A 14,913-nucleotide genomic window follows, 5' to 3' on the forward strand; every position below is an offset into this window, starting at 1 on the left:
CGCACTCACCAGCACAGCGGCGCGCTCATTGCGGCGCGCCGTGCCGCAGCTCGATGCGCACCTGGCCCGGGGCCAGCGTGCGGTCGGCCTGCACGGCAAATGGCACCGGCGGGCGTTGCGCCGCCGGCATCGATTGCCACAGCCGTCCTGCCCATTCCCTGATTGCCTCACTGTCCGGTTCGGCCGCCAGCAGCGTGACCGATGCCGCCGCCGGCATGCGCGCGGCCGTAGCCTCGGGGTCGTCCTGGATCGACACGACCATGCCTGATGCGGTGTCCGCCGCGGGGGCGCGTGCGGCCGCCATCGGTGGCGCGGCCTTGCGCGCGAAGTCTGCCCGCGGCGCGGCCGCCGGCGGTGCCGCGGGTGCCGGCATTGCCGGCGGCGGGGCTGCCTCTGCCATGGCCGGATACGCGGGAGCGGCCGGTGCGGCGGCCACGGCCGGCGCCTGGGCGGACAAGCTTTCGGTCGCCTGCGGTGGTGGTGGCGTGGTGGCCTCGCGTGGTGCCGTGCCCCCGGCCGTCGCCGGCGCGCGGCTGCGCTGCCCGGCGTGCGCCGGGGCAGGGCGCTCTTCCCGCCGCGGGGCCGGGGCAGCTTTCGCGGCCGGCGGGTTTGCCGGCGCGGCCGTCCCGGACTCCGCCGCAGCTTGCGGTGCGGGCGCTGCTGCCATCTCTGCGGCGGGTGCCGCGGCCGGGGCGGACACCTGTTCAGGCGCCGATGCCGGCAGCAGGGCGCCGTCATCGATCTGCCGCAGCACGATACTGGTGGTCAGCCCGGCCACTGCCGCAACGCTGGCCACGAGTCCCAGCGAGCGCCACCAGCGCAGCGCGCGCGCGGCGCGCGCTGCCATGGCTTGCGCCGCTGTCCGTGTTGCCTGTGCCGGTGTTGCCGCCTCCGCCTCCGCCTGTGCCTGCAGCCACGCGCTGGCAGCGGCACCGACCGGGGCACCCAGGATATCCGCTGCGGGCTCGCCTGACGCCACGCGCGCAAGCAGCGCATCGCGTCGCGTGGCCTGCGCCGCCTGCAGGCGCGCGGCTTCTTGCAGCACCGCCGTGGCCAGTGTTGGCGGCGCGGCGAAGGGCAGGGCCGCCGCGCCGGCCCGTTGGCGATCCGCCTCCTGTTGTGCCGCACGTGCGGCCGCGTGCACCGACTCTGCCAGCGCAGCGGACGGCGCGTAGGCGGGCAGGTCCCGCAGCAGAGCTGAAAGCCGGTCCTTGCCGTCGATAAAGCGGTCGGCCGCGTTCACGACGGCGTCTCCTGCGAGCCCGGCACGTTGCCGGCCAGGTCTGCGCGCAGGCGCGCGAACGCATAGCGCAGCCGGCTCTTCACCGTCTCGAACTTCTCGCCGAGCATCTGCGCAATCTCTTCGACGCTCATGTCGCTGAAGAAGCGCAGCACCACCACCTCGCGCTGGGCGACGGGCAGCTGCAGCAGCGCGCGGTGCACGTGGTGCGCGTGCTCGCGCAACTGCAGCTCCGCTTCCGGCGACAGGTCGTCGGCCGGCATCTCCGCTGGCTGGTCGTCCAGCGCTACGCGCTGGCGCGCATCGGCGCTGCGCACCTGGTCGAGCCAGGTATTGCGCGCGATCTGGAACAGGAAGGTGCGGAACGCCGCGCCCGGCTGGTAGTCACCGCAGCGGGTCATCAGCTTGACCCAGGTCTTCTGCGCGATGTCCTCCGCTTCGCCACGGTTGCCCTGGCATAGCCAGGCCACGTAGTTGTAGAGGCCGGCGTTATGGCGGCGGAACAGCTCGGTGACTGGCTGCTCGATGATGCCGCCCGCCACCAGCAGCATCAGGTCGTGGTCGGGCAGCGCCGACAGCGCGGCGCCGGGCGTGGCGGCTGCGGGCGCGGCGGAAGGGGCGGGGGCGGGTGCCTGCATGCGCCCGAGTATAGGAGAGCGCAAGGCGGCGCGACAGCCTGCCGCGCCGCCTTGCGCCGGCTTGCGGCCCGGGCTGGTGTCAGCGTGCCGCACGCTCGGCCGGCCCGCCGCTGGTGGCGCCGGCCGGACTGGACGTGGCCAGGCTCTGTGCCAGGTCCACCAGCTTGAGGAACTCGCCCCGATAGCCGAAGCGGTCGGTGCCGCGGGCGCCCTGGGCCAGCGCGTGGGCATCGGCGTAGCGCCAGTCGCCGGTGAACTTGCCGCCGCGCAGCACCTGGCCGAAACCGGCCACCGCCGCGGCAAAGCGGAAGTCGTCATCGCCTTGCGCCAGCGGGCGGATGGCCTGCCGCGCGACGGTGATGTCCATCAACTGGCTGGTGCTGGCGGCGGGCAGCTTGTAGCGCAGCTTGATGTGCGCGAGCTCGCCGTCGCGCCCCGGCGCGGGTGCGGCCGGCTGGTAGCGCAGCGGATCGACCAGCCCGGCCTGGCCGGCCAGCGTCAGCTCATACAGCGCCGTCACGGTGTGGCCCGCGCCGATATCGCCGGCATCGACCTTGTCGTTGTTGAAGTCCTCGCGCGCCAGCATGCGGTTCTCGTAGCCGATCAGGCGATACTCCTTCACCGTGGCCGGATTGAATTCCACCTGGATCTTCACGTCGCGCGCGATGGTGGCCAGGGTCGAGCTGATCTCGCTGACCAGCACCTTGTTGCCTTCCATCAGGTTGTCGATATACGAATAGGCGCCGTCGCCGGCATCGGCCAGCTGCTCCATCAGCTGCTCGTTGTAGTTGCCGGTGCCGAAGCCGAGCGTGGACAGCGACACGCCCGACCTGCGCTTCTCTTCCACCATGCTCTTGAGTTGCCGGAAGTCGGTCACGCCCACGTTGAAGTCGCCGTCGGTGGCCAGCAGCACGCGGTTGATGCCGCCGGCGATAAAGCTCTGCTGCGCGGCCTGGTAGGCCAGCGCGATGCCGCTGGCGCCGGCGGTGCTGCCCCCGGCCACGAGCTGGTCGATGGCGGCGCTGATGGCGGTCTTGTCGCTGCCCGGCGTGGGTGGCAGCGCCACGCGCGTGCCGCTGGCATAGGTGACCAGCGTGATGCGGTCCTGCGGCCGCAGCTTGTTCACCAGCAGCTTGAGCGAGGACTTCAGCAGCGGCAGCTTGTCCGGCGAATTCATCGATCCCGACACATCCACCAGGAATACCAGGTTGGCGGGCGGCAGCGCGGCGCTGGCCATGTCCTTGCCCTTGATGCCGATGCGCAGCAGCACATTGGCCGGGTGCCAGGGCGCGGGCGCCAGCGCGGCATGCACGGCGAACGGGCGGCCGTCGGCGGGCTGGGCATAGTCATAGGGGAAGTAGTTCAGCAACTCTTCCACGCGCACCGCATCGGCCGGCGGCATGCGCCCGGCATTGAGCATGCGGCGCATATTGCTGTAGCTGCCGGTATCGACATCGATGCTGAAGGTGGATACCGGCGCCTGCGCCACCAGCCTGACGCCGTTTTCCTCGATGGCGCCGTAGCGTTCGCGCTCGGCTGGCGCCGGCGGCGGCAGGTGGTAGGGCATCGCCAGCGGGGCGCGCGGGGCGATGGCGCGCATTTCCATGGCGGGTGCCACCTGGCCAGCCTTGGCGGCGTGGTCGTGCGTGGGCGCCGGGGCCGCGGGCGGCGGCACAGGCTGGGCCACTTCCTGGGGAAGCGACGGCGAATGCCCGCCGCAGGCCGACAGCGCCAGGGCGGCGGCAAGACTGGAAATGACGGCCGGTGCGCGAAGTTGCATATTGTTCTCCTGAGCGGCCGCGGGGCGGGACCCCGGTCATGACGGCCTGTCGATGAAACGGTGCTGGCGAGGGATCGGGGTTAAGCCGGGAGAATTTTTTTGCACCTGCATGTGGCTCCCTCATGTGGCGGCAGTCAGACTTTCTTGCCCCAGGATGCTCCGATCGCCACTACAATCGTTTGATCCTTCCCCAGGAGATATCGCATGGCTCACCCTGACCTCTCTTCGATGGCGTGGCGCGGCGCGCTGGCCCTTGCCCTGACGGCGCTGCTCGGTGCTTGTGGTACCCAGGGCGGAGGGACCGCCGCGCCCGCAGCACCGGCCGCGCCGTCGGCCACGACACCGCCTGCCGCGATGCCGCCGGCCCCGGAAGTTGCCTCCGGGTATCGCCCGGGCATGTCCACCGTCTACGCGCAGCGCCACATGGCTGCCGCGGCCAACCCGCTGGCGAGCGAGGCCGGGCGCGCCATCCTGCGCCAGGGCGGCTCGGCCATCGACGCCGCCATCGCGATGCAGGCCGTGCTGACGCTGGTCGAGCCGCAGGCCACCGGCATCGGCGGCGGCGCCTTCATCATGTACTGGGACGGCAAGAACGTTCAGGCCTTCGACGGCCGCGAGACCGCCCCTGCCGGCGCCACCGAAAACCTGTTCCTGCGCCCCGACGGCAAGCCCATGGAGTTCAGCGAGGCCCAGATCGGGGGACGCTCCGTCGGCACGCCCGGCGTGATGCGCGCGCTGGAAATGGCGCACCAGAAGCACGGCCGCCTGCCGTGGGCCAAGCTGTTCCAGCCCGCCATCGACCTGGCCGAGAAGGGCTTCCCGATCTCGCAGCGGCTGTACACGCAGGTGGCGGCCGACAAGTTCCTGGCCAATTCGCCGGAGATGGCCGCCTACTTCCTGGATGCACAGGGCAAGCCCAAGCCGGCCGGCACGGTGCTGAAGAACCCGAAGCTGGCGCAGACCCTGCGCGATGTCGCCCGGCGCGGTGCCGGCGTGCTCTACAACGGTCCGATCGCGCGCGATATCGTCGCCAAGGTCAACGGCGGCAGCAATGCCGGCTCGCTGTCGCTGGCTGACCTGGGCAGCTACCGGGCCAAGCAGCGCGTGCCGGTCTGTACCGACTACAAGCGCTGGAAGATCTGCGGCATGCCGCCGCCGTCGTCGGGCGGCATCGCCATCGCGCAGATCCTGGGCACGCTGCAGGCGCTCGAGACCAAGAATCCCAAGTACGCGCTGGCCGCGCTCAAGCCGCAGGGCGTGAACACGCCGGCGGTGATGGAGGCCAATCCCGACGCGGTCCACGCGATCTCCGAAGCCGACCGCCTGGCCTACGCCGACCGTGGCCTGTACGTGGCCGATGCCGACTTCGTGCCGGTCAACGTGACCGGCCTGGTCAGCCCGTCCTACCTTGCCACACGCGCGGAGCTGATCGGCGACAAGAGCATGGGCAAGGCCCAGCCGGGGGTGCCGCCGGGCACGGCGATGGCCTACGCGCCCGACCGTTCACCGCCGCGCGTTTCCACCTCGCAGATCGTTGCGGTCGATGGCCGCGGCGGGGCGATTTCAATGACCACCACGATCGAGTCGTACTTCGGCTCCCATCTGATGGTGCGCGGCTTCATGCTGAACAACCAGCTGACCGATTTCTCCTTCGTGCCGAGCGAGAACGGCAAGCCGGTGGCCAACCGCGTGCAGCCGGGCAAGCGGCCGCGCTCGTCGATGGCGCCGACACTGGTGTTTGACCGCGAGAGCGGCCAGCTGGTCGCCACGGTCGGTTCGCCGGGCGGCTCGCAGATCATCGAGTATGTGTCCAAGACCCTGGTCGGCATGCTGGACTGGAACATGGACGTGCAGGCCGCCATCGGCATGGGCAACTTCGGCAGCCGCAACGGCCCGACCGAGGTGGAGAAGGGGCTGGTGTCGCCGGGCCTGGTGCAGGCACTGCAGCAGCGCGGCCACCAGGTGGCCGAGATCGAGATGACCAGCGGCACGCAGGCGATCATGCGCAAGCAGGGGCCTGACGGCAAGGTGGTGTGGGCCGGTGGTGCGGACCCGCGGCGGGAAGGGGTGGCGCTGGGGGATTGAGCGCCGCGCGATGCAGATGAAAAACGGGCGCCTCGGCGCCCGTCTTCTTTTGCTGCAGCAGTTGCCGCGTCAGCCCTTCGCCTTCTGCGCGTACTGCCACCCCATCTCCGCCATCGGCCGCGCGCGCTTGCCTGCGTCCAGCGCCTGCGCCGACGACGCGGTGCCGTCCACCACGCGCTTCATGATCCCCTGCAGGATGCCGGCGATGCGGAACATGCTGAAGGCCAGGTAGAAGTTCCAGTCGCCGGTGATCGGGCGGCCGGTGCGCTGCTCGTACAGGCGGCGGTAGCTGGCTTCGTCCGGGATGCCCAGCGCGGCGAAGTCAACGCCGGCAATGCCGCGGAACTGGCCCGGGGCGATATGCCAGCTCATGCAGTGATAGCTGAAGTCAGCCATCGGGTGGCCCAGCGTGGACAGTTCCCAGTCCAGCACCGCCAGCACGCGCGGCTCGGTCGGGTGGAACATCAGGTTGTCGAGCCGGTAGTCGCCGTGCACGATCGAGGTCAGGTCGGCGTCTTCCTGCGGGATATGCTGCGGCAGCCAGTCCATCAGCGCGTCCATCGACGGGATCGATTCGGTCTCGGACAGCTTGTACTGCTTGGTCCAGCGCTCGATCTGGCGCTGGAAGTAGTTGCCGGGCTTGCCGTAGTCGCCCAGGCCGATGGCGTTGTAGTCGACCGTGTGCAGCGCAGCGATGACGCGGTTCATCTCGTCGTAGATGGCGCTGCGCTCGGCGGTGCTCATGCCCGGCAGCGACTGGTCCCACAGCACGCGGCCGGCGACGAACTCCATGATGTAGAAGGCGCGCCCGATCACGGACTCGTCCTCGCACAGCGCGTACATGCGCGCCACCGGCACGTCGCTGCCGGCCAGCGCGGCCATCACGCGGTATTCGCGCTCGATCGCGTGCGCCGAAGGCAGCAGCTTGCTCTTGGGGCCGGGCTTGGCGCGCATCACGTAGGTCTGGCCCGGCGTGACCAGCTTGAAGGTCGGGTTGGACTGGCCGCCCTTGAACTGCTCCACGGTCAGCGGGCCGGCAAAGCCCTCCACGTGCTGGCGCATCCAGGCTTCCAGCGCGTCGGTGTCGAAGCGCTGCTGGTCCGCCACCGGGCGCGTGCCCTCGAAGTGCGATACGTTGCTGGTCATGCTGTCTCCGTTGGTTTTCTGTTCGGTATCGGTTGGGATTCGATCAAGTCCGCGGCGCGCTCAGCCCTGCGGCTGGCGTCCGCGCAAATACTGGTGCAGCAGCACTTCCATGGTGGTGTGGCGCGTGCCGCTGTGCACGGGCGTGGGCGGCGAGTAGTTGGTCATGCGCACCACCCAGTCGAGCGGGCCGTCGCCCATGTCGAGCACATTGATGCAGCCCGCGGTCTGCAGCAGCGAGCCGAAGAACACGCGCCGCCCGCAGGTGATGGCCTGCGACAGGATGGCGCGGTTGGTGCCGCCGTGCAGCACCATCAGCGCGGTGTCCCAGTCGGGATCGGCGCGCAGGCGCTCCAGCGCGGGCAGCACGCGGTCGAGGAACTGGCCGATGGTCTCGCCGTTGAGGAAGCGCTTGTGTTCCGGGACTTCGCCTTCGAAGGCGCCGACGAAGGCGTCGCGCAGGTCCTGGTCGGCAATCGCGGACAGGTCGCCGCCGCGGATCTCCTGCAGCGCGGGCCAGACTTCAGGCACGATGCCGTCCATCTCCGGCAGCTCGGCCAGCACGCGCTCCGCGGTCTCCACCGTGCGCGGCAGTCCGCTGACGATGACGCGGTCGAAGCGGATCTGTTCGGCGGCAAAGGCGCGGCCGGCGGCGGTGGCCTGCATGCGGCCGGTCTCGTTCAGCGGCACCATCTCGGGCAGGGCAGGGCGCCCGGCCTCGTCGAAATATGAAACGGCACCATGCCGCATCAGGTAGATGCGGCGACGCGAGGACGGCGGCAATTCCATGCGTTGTCTCCTTGTATTGTGCGGCATGCCCGTCTGTCGCGGGCTGGCCGTTCGGGTAAAGCCAGGCGTCCGGCGCCCGGCTTCAGCGGTACTGCGGCTTGCGCTTTTCCAGGAAGGCGCTGATGCCTTCGCCGCCGTCGGGGTGGTGCAGCGCGGCGACGAAGCTGTCGCGCTCGGCCAGCAGGTGTTCGGCGCGCGATGCCGTGGCTGCGTGGTTGATCAGGGCCTTGATGCGGCCCACGGCGTGCGGCGACTGGCGGGCAAGGCCAGCGGCCAGGCGCAGGGCCTCGTCCAGGGCCTGGCCCGGCTCGGTGACGCGGTTGACCAGCCCGAACTGCGCCAGCCGCGCCGCGTCCACCGGCTTGCCTTCCATCATCAGTTCGCTGGCCAGCGGCCGCGGCAGCGCGCGTGCGATCTCATACGAGCCGCCGCCGTCGGGCGTGAGCCCCACGGAGACATAGGCCATCACGAACTTGGCATTGCTGGCCGCCACCACGAAGTCGCACGCCAGCACCACCGAGAAGCCCGCGCCAGCGGCCGCGCCTTCCACCGCCGCGATGATCGGCTTGGGAAAGGCGTGCAGCGACTCGACCCAGCCGTTCAGCAGGGCGATGCTGGCGGCCTGCACCTCCTGCGGCTGGCTGCGGTTGCCGAGCAGCCGGTTGAGGTTGCCGCCGGCGCAGAAAATGCCGTCGGCGCCGGTGATGATGACCGCGCGCACCGAGTCATCGGCGGCGGCCTGATCCAGCGCCTGCTGCGAGGCCGCATAGATGTCCGGGTGCAGCGCATTGCGTGCCTCGGGGTTCGAGATGGTCAGCACCAGGGTCGAATCGACGCGGTGGGAAAGCAGCTGTGCGGGCATGGGCGTGGCTCGGTCGGTGGGGCGGTGGCGGGCTTACTGCTCTTCGGCCAGCAGCGACAGGCCCAGGCCGGCACGGCGCCACAGCCACGGGCTCGGGCGGTAGCGCATGTCGCCGGTGAGCGCTTCCATGTTGCGCAGCGTCTCCAGCACCAGTTGCGGGCCGACCGCATCGCCCAGCGCCAGCGGGCCCTTGGGATAGCCCAGGCCCAGGTTGACGGCCAGGTCGATGTCCGACGGCGTGGCGATGCGCTGCTGCGCGATATCGCTGGCGATATTGATGATGCAGCAGAGCACGCGCTGCGCGACAAAGCCGGCCGAATCACGGACGACCGTGACCGGCACGCCGTCGCTGGCGAACAGGCCGTGCGCGGCATCACGCGCGGCGGCGCTGGTGGCCGGCGTGGTCATCAGCGTGCGGCGCTTGGTGGCCTCGAACGGCAGCAGCGTGTCGATGGCAACGGTGCGGGCCGGGTCCAGGCCCTGCTGCAGCGCGCTGGTGGTGGCGTCCAGGCCCAGCGGGGTGACGATGATCAGCGCGTCGGCCGACGGCTTGTTGCCGCCTTCCGGGGTCACGCCCAGCGCGCCCAGCAGCTTGGTCACCATGGCGTGGCCGCGCTCGCTGGCGTGGCTGACCCACACGCTCGACGGGCGCGCGCCCGGCACCGCGGCGGCGGCCGGCACTTGCTTCTGGCCATCGGCGTAGGAATAGAAACCGGCGCCGGCCTTGCGGCCGATCAGCCCGCCGACCGCGCGGATCGCGGTGATCGGCGACGGGCGGTAGCGCGGTTCCTGGTAGAACTGGTTGTAGATCGATTCCATCACCGGGTGCGACACGTCCAGCCCGGTCAGGTCCATCAGCTCGAACGGGCCCATGCGGAAGCCGGCCTGCTCGCGCATGATGTTGTCGATGTCGGCAAATCCGGCCACGCCTTCCTGCGCGACCTTCAGGCCTTCGATATTCATGCCGCGGCCGGCATGGTTGACGATAAAGCCCGGCATGTCCTTGCACCGCACCGGCGTATGGCCCATGCGGCGCGACAGCGCCATCAGCGCGTCGCCCACCGCGGGGTTGCCCGACAGGCCGTCGATGACCTCGACCACCTTCATCAGCGGCACCGGGTTGAAGAAGTGGTAGCCGGCGATGCGGCCCGGGTGCTGCGCACCCACGGCGATCGCGGTGATCGACAGCGAAGACGTGTTCGAGGCGATGACGGCATCTTCACGCAGGACCGCTTCGAGCTTGGCGATCAGGTCGCGCTTGACCTCCAGCTTCTCGACGATGGCTTCCAGCACCATGTCGCAGCCGGCCAGGTCTTCCAGCGCGCCGCAGGGCTTGACGCGGGCCAGCGTGGCCTCGGCGTCGGCGGCGCTGATCTTGCCCTTGTCGGCGAGCTTGGCCAGCGTGTCCTGCAGGTACTGGCGCGCGGCGGCCACGGCTTGCGGGTTGGCGTCGTACAGGTTGACGGTCAGGCCCGCCTGCGCGGCGATCTGCGCGATGCCCCGGCCCATGGCGCCGGTGCCGACGATACCCAGCGTATCGATGGTGAAAGTGCTCATCAGTTGCCCCAAAAGTTGTGGTTAAATTAGCACGATCGTACGTTTTTTGCACCTTCCGCAACAGTCTGGCGGGGCAGGCGGCGTGCGCTGATCGGCCAGCCGGTACACTGCAGACCCCGGATGGTCCACAATCACCCGACATCCGCACCGTGCGATGCGGGGATCATTCCAATAACGGAGAGAGACGACATGCTGAAGCTCTGCGGTTTTGCCGCCAGCAACTACTACAACAAAGTGAAGCTGGCGCTGCTGGAAAAGAACGTGCCGTTCGAAGAGGTGCTGGCCTGGATCGGCCAGACCGACCCGGCGGCCACGCCCGCGGGCAAGGTGCCCTACATCATCACCGAATCCGGCCCGCTGTGCGAGTCCGAAGCCATCGTCGACTACGTGGAGGCAGCCTATCCGCAGACGCCGCTGCTGCCGGGCGACCCGTACCAGGCCGCCAAGGTGCGCGAGATCGTCGTCTTCATGGAACTGTACCTGGAGCTGACCGCGCGCGAGCTGTACCCCGAGGCATTCTTCGGCGGCAAGGTCAGCGACGGCGTCAAGGACCGCCAGCACAAGCTGCTGACGCGCTATGTCCCGGCCTTCGCCAAGCTGGCGAAGTTCTCGCCGTATATCGCCGGCGACAGCTTCACGCTGGCCGACTGCGCCGCCGCGGCACACCTGCCGCTGGTGTCGTCGTGCACCAAGATCATCTACGGCACCGACCTGCTGGCCGACCTGCCGGTCAAGGACTACCTGAAGACGCTGTCGGCGCGTGAGTCGGTGCAGAAGGTCAATGCCGACCGCAAGGCCAATCTTGAGCTGATGGCGAGCCGCAGCAAGTAGTAAGCGAAGCGGCTTGAACTGCCGCATGTGTGAAAAACGCCCGCGAATTCATCGCGGGCGTTTTTGTTTTCATCACAGCCTGGCCAGCCGCTCCAGCGCCAGCGCCAGCGTCTCTTCCTTCTTGGCAAAGCAGAAACGCACCACGCCCGATTCACGCGGCTGCGTGTAGAAGGCCGAGACCGGGATCGCGGCCACGCCGATCTCGCGCGTCAGCCACATCGCGAAGTCGGCCTCGCTCAGGTCGGAAATGGCCGAGTAGTCGACGCACTGGAAGTAGGTGCCGTCCGACGGCAGCAGCTTGAACCGGCTGTTGGCCAGCCCGGCGCGGAAGAAGTCGCGCTTGGCCTGGTAGAACGCCGACAGCTGCAGGTAGGGCGCGGGATCGGCCATGTAGTCGGCCAGGCCGTGCTGCACCGGCGTGTTCACGGTGAACACATTGAACTGGTGCACCTTGCGGAACTCGGCCATCAGCGCTGCCGGCGCAGCCACGTAGCCGACCTTCCAGCCGGTCACGTGATAGGTCTTGCCGAAGCTCGAGATCACGAAGCTGCGGCGCGCAAGCTCAGGATGGCGCGAGACCGAGGCGTGCTGCTGGCCGTCGTAGACCATGTGCTCGTAGACCTCGTCCGAGAGCAGCAGGATGTCGGTGCCGGCCAGGATCTGCGCCAGCTGGTCCATGTCGGACGCGCGCAGGATCGTGCCGGTGGGGTTGTGCGGCGTGTTGATCAGGATCATGCGCGTGCGCGGCGTGATCGCTGCGGCCAGCCTGTCGAAGGGCACGCGGAATTCCGGCGCTTCCAGCGTGACCGGCACGGCGGTGGCGCCGGCCAGCTCGATCGCGGGCAGGTAGCTGTCGTAGCACGGCTCCAGCACGATCACCTCGTCGCCCGGATGCACCGCGCACAGGATCGCGGTCAGGATGCCCTGGGTGGCCCCGGCGGTGACGGTGATCTCGGTGTCCCAGCTGTACTGGTGGCCATAGAGGCTGGCGATCTTGGCGGCGATGGCCTGGCGCAGGCGCGGCACGCCCGCCATCGGCGGGTACTGGTTATGGCCGGCGCGCATGGCAGCGGTCACGGCATCGACGATCCTGGGGTCGCAGTCGAAGTCCGGGAAGCCCTGGCCCAGGTTGACGGCGTTCTTCTCGGTGGCCAGCGCGGACATCACGGTGAAGATGGTGGTGCCGACGGCGGGCAGGCGCGAGGGCGGCGGGGACAACGGCGTCAACTGGGTGTGGGTGGTGTCTGCGGACATGATGCGAACGTGTCGATGCGGTGGGGATTGCGATCAGGCGTGCGGCGCCACCGGGGAGGCGGCGCCGGGAGCCGACATTCTAAAGCGGATCGGCGGCGCTGGCGGCGCCAAGCGCGGCCAGCCAGGCACCGAAGGCCGGCGGCGTCATCACTTCCACGCCGCTGCTGCGGCGCAGGCGGGTGCGCAGCTTGAGCACGGCCTTGTCCTTCGATACCAGGCAGGCGGCGCCGGCAAAATGCGCCAGCTCAACGAACTTCTGGTCGTCGGTGTCCTTGCAGCGCGGCAGGCGGATGGCGTCGTAGTCGGCCTGCGGCGGCGCGGCTTCCAGGCTGGCGAGGCGGTCGACGGTGGCCAGCGCGGCATCGATATCGACGTCAAAGCGGGCAAATTGCGGATAGGCCAGCACCCGCCGCAGTTCCTCGCGGCAGTCGGCGCGGATCACCGGGGCGATGGTGCCGGCCTCCAGCGCGGTGCGGATAGGCTCCACATGCGGGTCGCGGAAGACCAGCAGGTCCACCCAGATGTTGGAGTCCAGCACCACGCGCGGCGCTGATGTGACGCCGGCGGGGCTGGCGAAGAGGGTGGTTGCGGTGGTGTCGAGGCGCATTCGCTACAATCTTGGCTTGTTTGTCCTTGGCTACTGCCGCGATTTTGCCATGCTCATCGTTTTGTCTCCCGCCAAGTCGCTGGACTACGAGACTCCCCCGCGCCTCAAGACCCATACGCTGCCGCGCTTTATCGACCGTTCCGCCACGCTGATCGAGCGCCTGCGCAAGCTGGCGCCGCAGGATGTGGGCGCGCTGATGGACATCTCCGACAAGCTCGCGGTGCTCAATGTGACGCGCTACGGCGACTGGTCGCCGGAGTTCACCGCGGCCAACAGCAAGCAGGCGGTGCTGGCCTTCAACGGCGACGTCTACGACGGCCTCGACGCGAAGACGCTGTCGGCCGATGACCTCGGCTTTGCGCAGAAGCACCTGCGCATCCTGTCCGGCCTGTACGGCGTGCTGCGCCCGCTGGACTGGATGCAGCCCTACCGGCTGGAGATGGGCACGCGCCTCGACAACGTTGCCGGCAAGGACCTGTACGCGTTCTGGGGCGACGATGTCACGCAGATGATCAACGCCGACATGGCCGCGCTCAGGCAGGAAGGCGCGCCGGTGCTGGTCAACCTGGCCTCGGAAGAATATTTCAAGGTGGTGCGGCCCAAGGTGCTGCAGGCCCGGATCGTCACGCCGGTGTTCGAGGACTGGAAGGGCGGCCGCTACAAGATCATTTCGTTCCACGCCAAGCGCGCGCGCGGCACCATGGCACGCTACGCCGTGACGCAGCGCGTGACCGAGCCGGACAAGCTCAAGCGCTTTGCCGAAGACGGCTACGCCTTCGACGCCGCGGCCTCGGATGCCACCCGCTGGGTGTTCCGCCGCCGCCTCGAAGACTGAAACCCATCGCCACGAGACTGCCAGCCATGCCTGCCGCCTTGCACATCTCTTCGCAATTCGACTCCGGCGCCATCGAGGTCGAGGCGCTCGACCGCGCCGACGATATCCGCCTGCGCATCCGCGCCGACTCGCACGCAGACTTCCGCCAGTGGTTCCATTTCCGCCTGCAGGGCGCGGCGGGGCAGGCGTGCCGGATGCACTTCCTGAACGCCGGCGACTGCACCTACCCGGACGGATGGCGTGACTACCGCGCGGTGGCTTCGTACGACCGCGCCAACTGGTTCCGCGTGCCGACGCGCTTCGACGGCCAGGTGATGACGGTGGAATTCACGCCCGAGCACGACAGCATCTGGTTTGCGTATTTCGAGCCGTATCCGGATGAGCGCCACCTGTCGCTGCTGGCCAGCTGCCAGCGCTCGCCGCTGGCGCGGCTGTCGCACCTGGGCAGCACCGTGGACGGGCGCGACATGACCCGTGTCACGCTGGGCCAGCCCGGCCCCGGCAAGAAGACCATCTGGATGATCGCGCGCCAGCACCCGGGCGAGAGCATGGCCGAATGGTTTGTCGAAGGCGTGCTGCAGCGCCTGACCGGCACCGGCATGTGGGCGGGCGACCCGGTTGCGCGCAAGCTGCTGGAGCGCGCGGTGTTCCATATCGTGCCGAACATGAACCCGGACGGCTCGGCGCGCGGCAACCTGCGCACCAACGCCGCCGGCGCCAACCTGAACCGCGAGTGGATGGCGCCGAGCCCGGATACCAGCCCGGAGGTCTACCACGTGCGCCGCGCCATCGAGGCCAGCGGCTGCGACATGTTCTTCGACATCCATGGCGACGAGGGACTGCCGTACAACTTCGTCGCCGGCAGCGAGATGCTGCCGGGCTTTACGGAGGCGCGCCGGCGCGAGCAGCAGCGCTTTATCGAGGCCTTCAAGCGGGTCTCGCCGGATTTCCAGGATGTGCACGGCTACGCGGCCAGCAAGTACAACGCGGATGCGCTCAAGCTGGCCTCCAAGTACATCGGCCATACCTTCGGCTGCCTGGCGCTGACACTGGAGATGCCGTTCAAGGACAATGCCGACCTGCCGGATCCGGCGGTCGGCTGGAATGGCGCGCGCAGTGCGCTGCTGGGGACGGCGATGCTGCAGGCGATCCTGGACTACCTGGGCTGAGGCTGGCGACTCTGTTGCACGCTGCTGGTTGTCTCCCCTCTCCCGCATGTACAGACCGGAGACATGGGTAACAGGTGTTCGGAGACATAGGTGACACGTGACCTGCGCGCATCATGATGCGCG

At 69.1% G+C, this 14,913-nt stretch carries 13 protein-coding genes; 4 read left to right on the forward strand and 9 right to left on the reverse strand.

What is annotated here, in order from left to right; all coding sequences use genetic code 11:
- Window positions 1-25 precede the first annotated feature (25 nt).
- The 3 genes from AC3WVS_RS30880 to AC3WVS_RS30890 form a co-directional block, all read right to left on the reverse strand.
- Window positions 26-1,243, reverse strand: a complete 1,218-nt coding sequence (locus tag AC3WVS_RS30880) for a hypothetical protein (protein ID WP_492321691.1) — start codon at window positions 1,241-1,243, stop codon at window positions 26-28.
- Window positions 1,240-1,878 carry a sigma-70 family RNA polymerase sigma factor gene (locus AC3WVS_RS30885; RefSeq protein ID WP_492321692.1) on the reverse strand — a complete coding sequence of 213 codons (639 nt, stop codon included), beginning with the start codon at window positions 1,876-1,878 and terminating at the stop codon, window positions 1,240-1,242. The genes AC3WVS_RS30880 and AC3WVS_RS30885 overlap by 4 nt, the downstream gene beginning before the upstream one ends.
- Before the next feature lie 79 nt (window positions 1,879-1,957).
- On the reverse strand, window positions 1,958-3,658 hold the full coding sequence (locus tag AC3WVS_RS30890) for a vWA domain-containing protein (RefSeq protein WP_492321693.1): 1,701 nt from the start codon (window positions 3,656-3,658) through the stop codon (window positions 1,958-1,960).
- A 204-nt stretch (window positions 3,659-3,862) separates the two neighbouring features.
- On the opposite strand from AC3WVS_RS30890, the gene ggt reads away from it, so the two are divergent.
- Complete coding sequence (gene ggt / locus AC3WVS_RS30895) at window positions 3,863-5,743, forward strand: gamma-glutamyltransferase (RefSeq protein WP_037024366.1); 1,881 nt, start codon at window positions 3,863-3,865, stop codon at window positions 5,741-5,743.
- A 69-nt stretch (window positions 5,744-5,812) separates the two neighbouring features.
- On the opposite strand, the gene AC3WVS_RS30900 is transcribed toward ggt, so the two are convergent.
- The 4 genes from AC3WVS_RS30900 to AC3WVS_RS30915 all read right to left on the reverse strand — a co-directional run bounded on the left by AC3WVS_RS30900 (window position 5,813) and on the right by AC3WVS_RS30915 (window position 10,094).
- Complete coding sequence (locus AC3WVS_RS30900; protein ID WP_010809084.1) at window positions 5,813-6,889, reverse strand: phosphotransferase; 1,077 nt, start codon at window positions 6,887-6,889, stop codon at window positions 5,813-5,815.
- 60 nt (window positions 6,890-6,949) lie between these two features.
- A complete protein-coding gene (locus AC3WVS_RS30905) occupies window positions 6,950-7,675 on the reverse strand; it encodes a histidine phosphatase family protein (protein ID WP_492321694.1) in 726 nt (241 codons plus the stop codon).
- Window positions 7,676-7,757: 82 nt separating this feature from the next.
- The gene (locus tag AC3WVS_RS30910; protein WP_058696938.1) at window positions 7,758-8,537 is read right to left on the reverse strand and encodes an oxepin-CoA hydrolase, alternative type; all 780 of its coding nucleotides are present in this window, start codon (window positions 8,535-8,537) and stop codon (window positions 7,758-7,760) included.
- Between the two features lie 33 nt (window positions 8,538-8,570).
- Window positions 8,571-10,094 carry a 3-hydroxyacyl-CoA dehydrogenase gene (locus AC3WVS_RS30915; RefSeq protein ID WP_492321695.1) on the reverse strand — a complete coding sequence of 508 codons (1,524 nt, stop codon included), beginning with the start codon at window positions 10,092-10,094 and terminating at the stop codon, window positions 8,571-8,573.
- Window positions 10,095-10,283: 189 nt separating this feature from the next.
- Here AC3WVS_RS30915 and AC3WVS_RS30920 point away from each other — a divergent pair, with 189 nt between their 5' ends.
- The gene (locus AC3WVS_RS30920) at window positions 10,284-10,925 is read left to right on the forward strand and encodes a glutathione S-transferase (protein ID WP_492321696.1); all 642 of its coding nucleotides are present in this window, start codon (window positions 10,284-10,286) and stop codon (window positions 10,923-10,925) included.
- Window positions 10,926-10,997: 72 nt separating this feature from the next.
- Here AC3WVS_RS30920 and AC3WVS_RS30925 read toward each other — a convergent pair whose 3' ends face one another.
- Together AC3WVS_RS30925 and AC3WVS_RS30930 are read right to left on the reverse strand one after the other, a co-directional pair.
- Complete coding sequence (locus AC3WVS_RS30925; protein WP_492321697.1) at window positions 10,998-12,179, reverse strand: pyridoxal phosphate-dependent aminotransferase; 1,182 nt, start codon at window positions 12,177-12,179, stop codon at window positions 10,998-11,000.
- A 79-nt stretch (window positions 12,180-12,258) separates the two neighbouring features.
- On the reverse strand, window positions 12,259-12,786 hold the full coding sequence (locus tag AC3WVS_RS30930) for a PIN domain-containing protein (protein WP_492321698.1): 528 nt from the start codon (window positions 12,784-12,786) through the stop codon (window positions 12,259-12,261).
- A gap of 49 nt (window positions 12,787-12,835) precedes the next feature.
- Between AC3WVS_RS30930 and yaaA the strand changes: the two genes are divergently transcribed.
- Both yaaA and AC3WVS_RS30940 read left to right on the forward strand, forming a co-directional pair.
- Window positions 12,836-13,621: a peroxide stress protein YaaA gene (gene yaaA, locus AC3WVS_RS30935; RefSeq protein ID WP_492321699.1), complete on the forward strand. Its 786-nt coding sequence runs from the start codon at window positions 12,836-12,838 to the stop codon at window positions 13,619-13,621.
- Between the two features lie 26 nt (window positions 13,622-13,647).
- The gene (locus AC3WVS_RS30940; protein ID WP_010809076.1) at window positions 13,648-14,790 is read left to right on the forward strand and encodes a M14 family metallopeptidase; all 1,143 of its coding nucleotides are present in this window, start codon (window positions 13,648-13,650) and stop codon (window positions 14,788-14,790) included.
- Window positions 14,791-14,913 lie beyond the last annotated feature (123 nt).

It is taken from the genome of Cupriavidus sp. CPT47-8839-RL05A (assembly GCF_058792255.1).

Excerpts from the sequence above, each read along its gene's own strand:
- AC3WVS_RS30885 (WP_492321692.1), bottom strand. The coding sequence starts at position 1,878 with ATGCAGGCACCCGCCCCCGCCCCTTCCGCCGCGCCCGCAGCCGCCACG.
- AC3WVS_RS30890 (WP_492321693.1), bottom strand. The coding sequence starts at position 3,658 with ATGCAACTTCGCGCACCGGCCGTCATTTCCAGTCTTGCCGCCGCCCTG.
- ggt (WP_037024366.1), top strand. The coding sequence starts at position 3,863 with ATGGCTCACCCTGACCTCTCTTCGATGGCGTGGCGCGGCGCGCTGGCC.
- AC3WVS_RS30900 (WP_010809084.1), bottom strand. The coding sequence starts at position 6,889 with ATGACCAGCAACGTATCGCACTTCGAGGGCACGCGCCCGGTGGCGGAC.
- AC3WVS_RS30905 (WP_492321694.1), bottom strand. The coding sequence starts at position 7,675 with ATGGAATTGCCGCCGTCCTCGCGTCGCCGCATCTACCTGATGCGGCAT.
- AC3WVS_RS30910 (WP_058696938.1), bottom strand. The coding sequence starts at position 8,537 with ATGCCCGCACAGCTGCTTTCCCACCGCGTCGATTCGACCCTGGTGCTG.
- AC3WVS_RS30915 (WP_492321695.1), bottom strand. The coding sequence starts at position 10,094 with ATGAGCACTTTCACCATCGATACGCTGGGTATCGTCGGCACCGGCGCC.
- AC3WVS_RS30920 (WP_492321696.1), top strand. The coding sequence starts at position 10,284 with ATGCTGAAGCTCTGCGGTTTTGCCGCCAGCAACTACTACAACAAAGTG.
- AC3WVS_RS30925 (WP_492321697.1), bottom strand. The coding sequence starts at position 12,179 with ATGTCCGCAGACACCACCCACACCCAGTTGACGCCGTTGTCCCCGCCG.
- AC3WVS_RS30930 (WP_492321698.1), bottom strand. The coding sequence starts at position 12,786 with ATGCGCCTCGACACCACCGCAACCACCCTCTTCGCCAGCCCCGCCGGC.
- yaaA (WP_492321699.1), top strand. The coding sequence starts at position 12,836 with ATGCTCATCGTTTTGTCTCCCGCCAAGTCGCTGGACTACGAGACTCCC.
- AC3WVS_RS30940 (WP_010809076.1), top strand. The coding sequence starts at position 13,648 with ATGCCTGCCGCCTTGCACATCTCTTCGCAATTCGACTCCGGCGCCATC.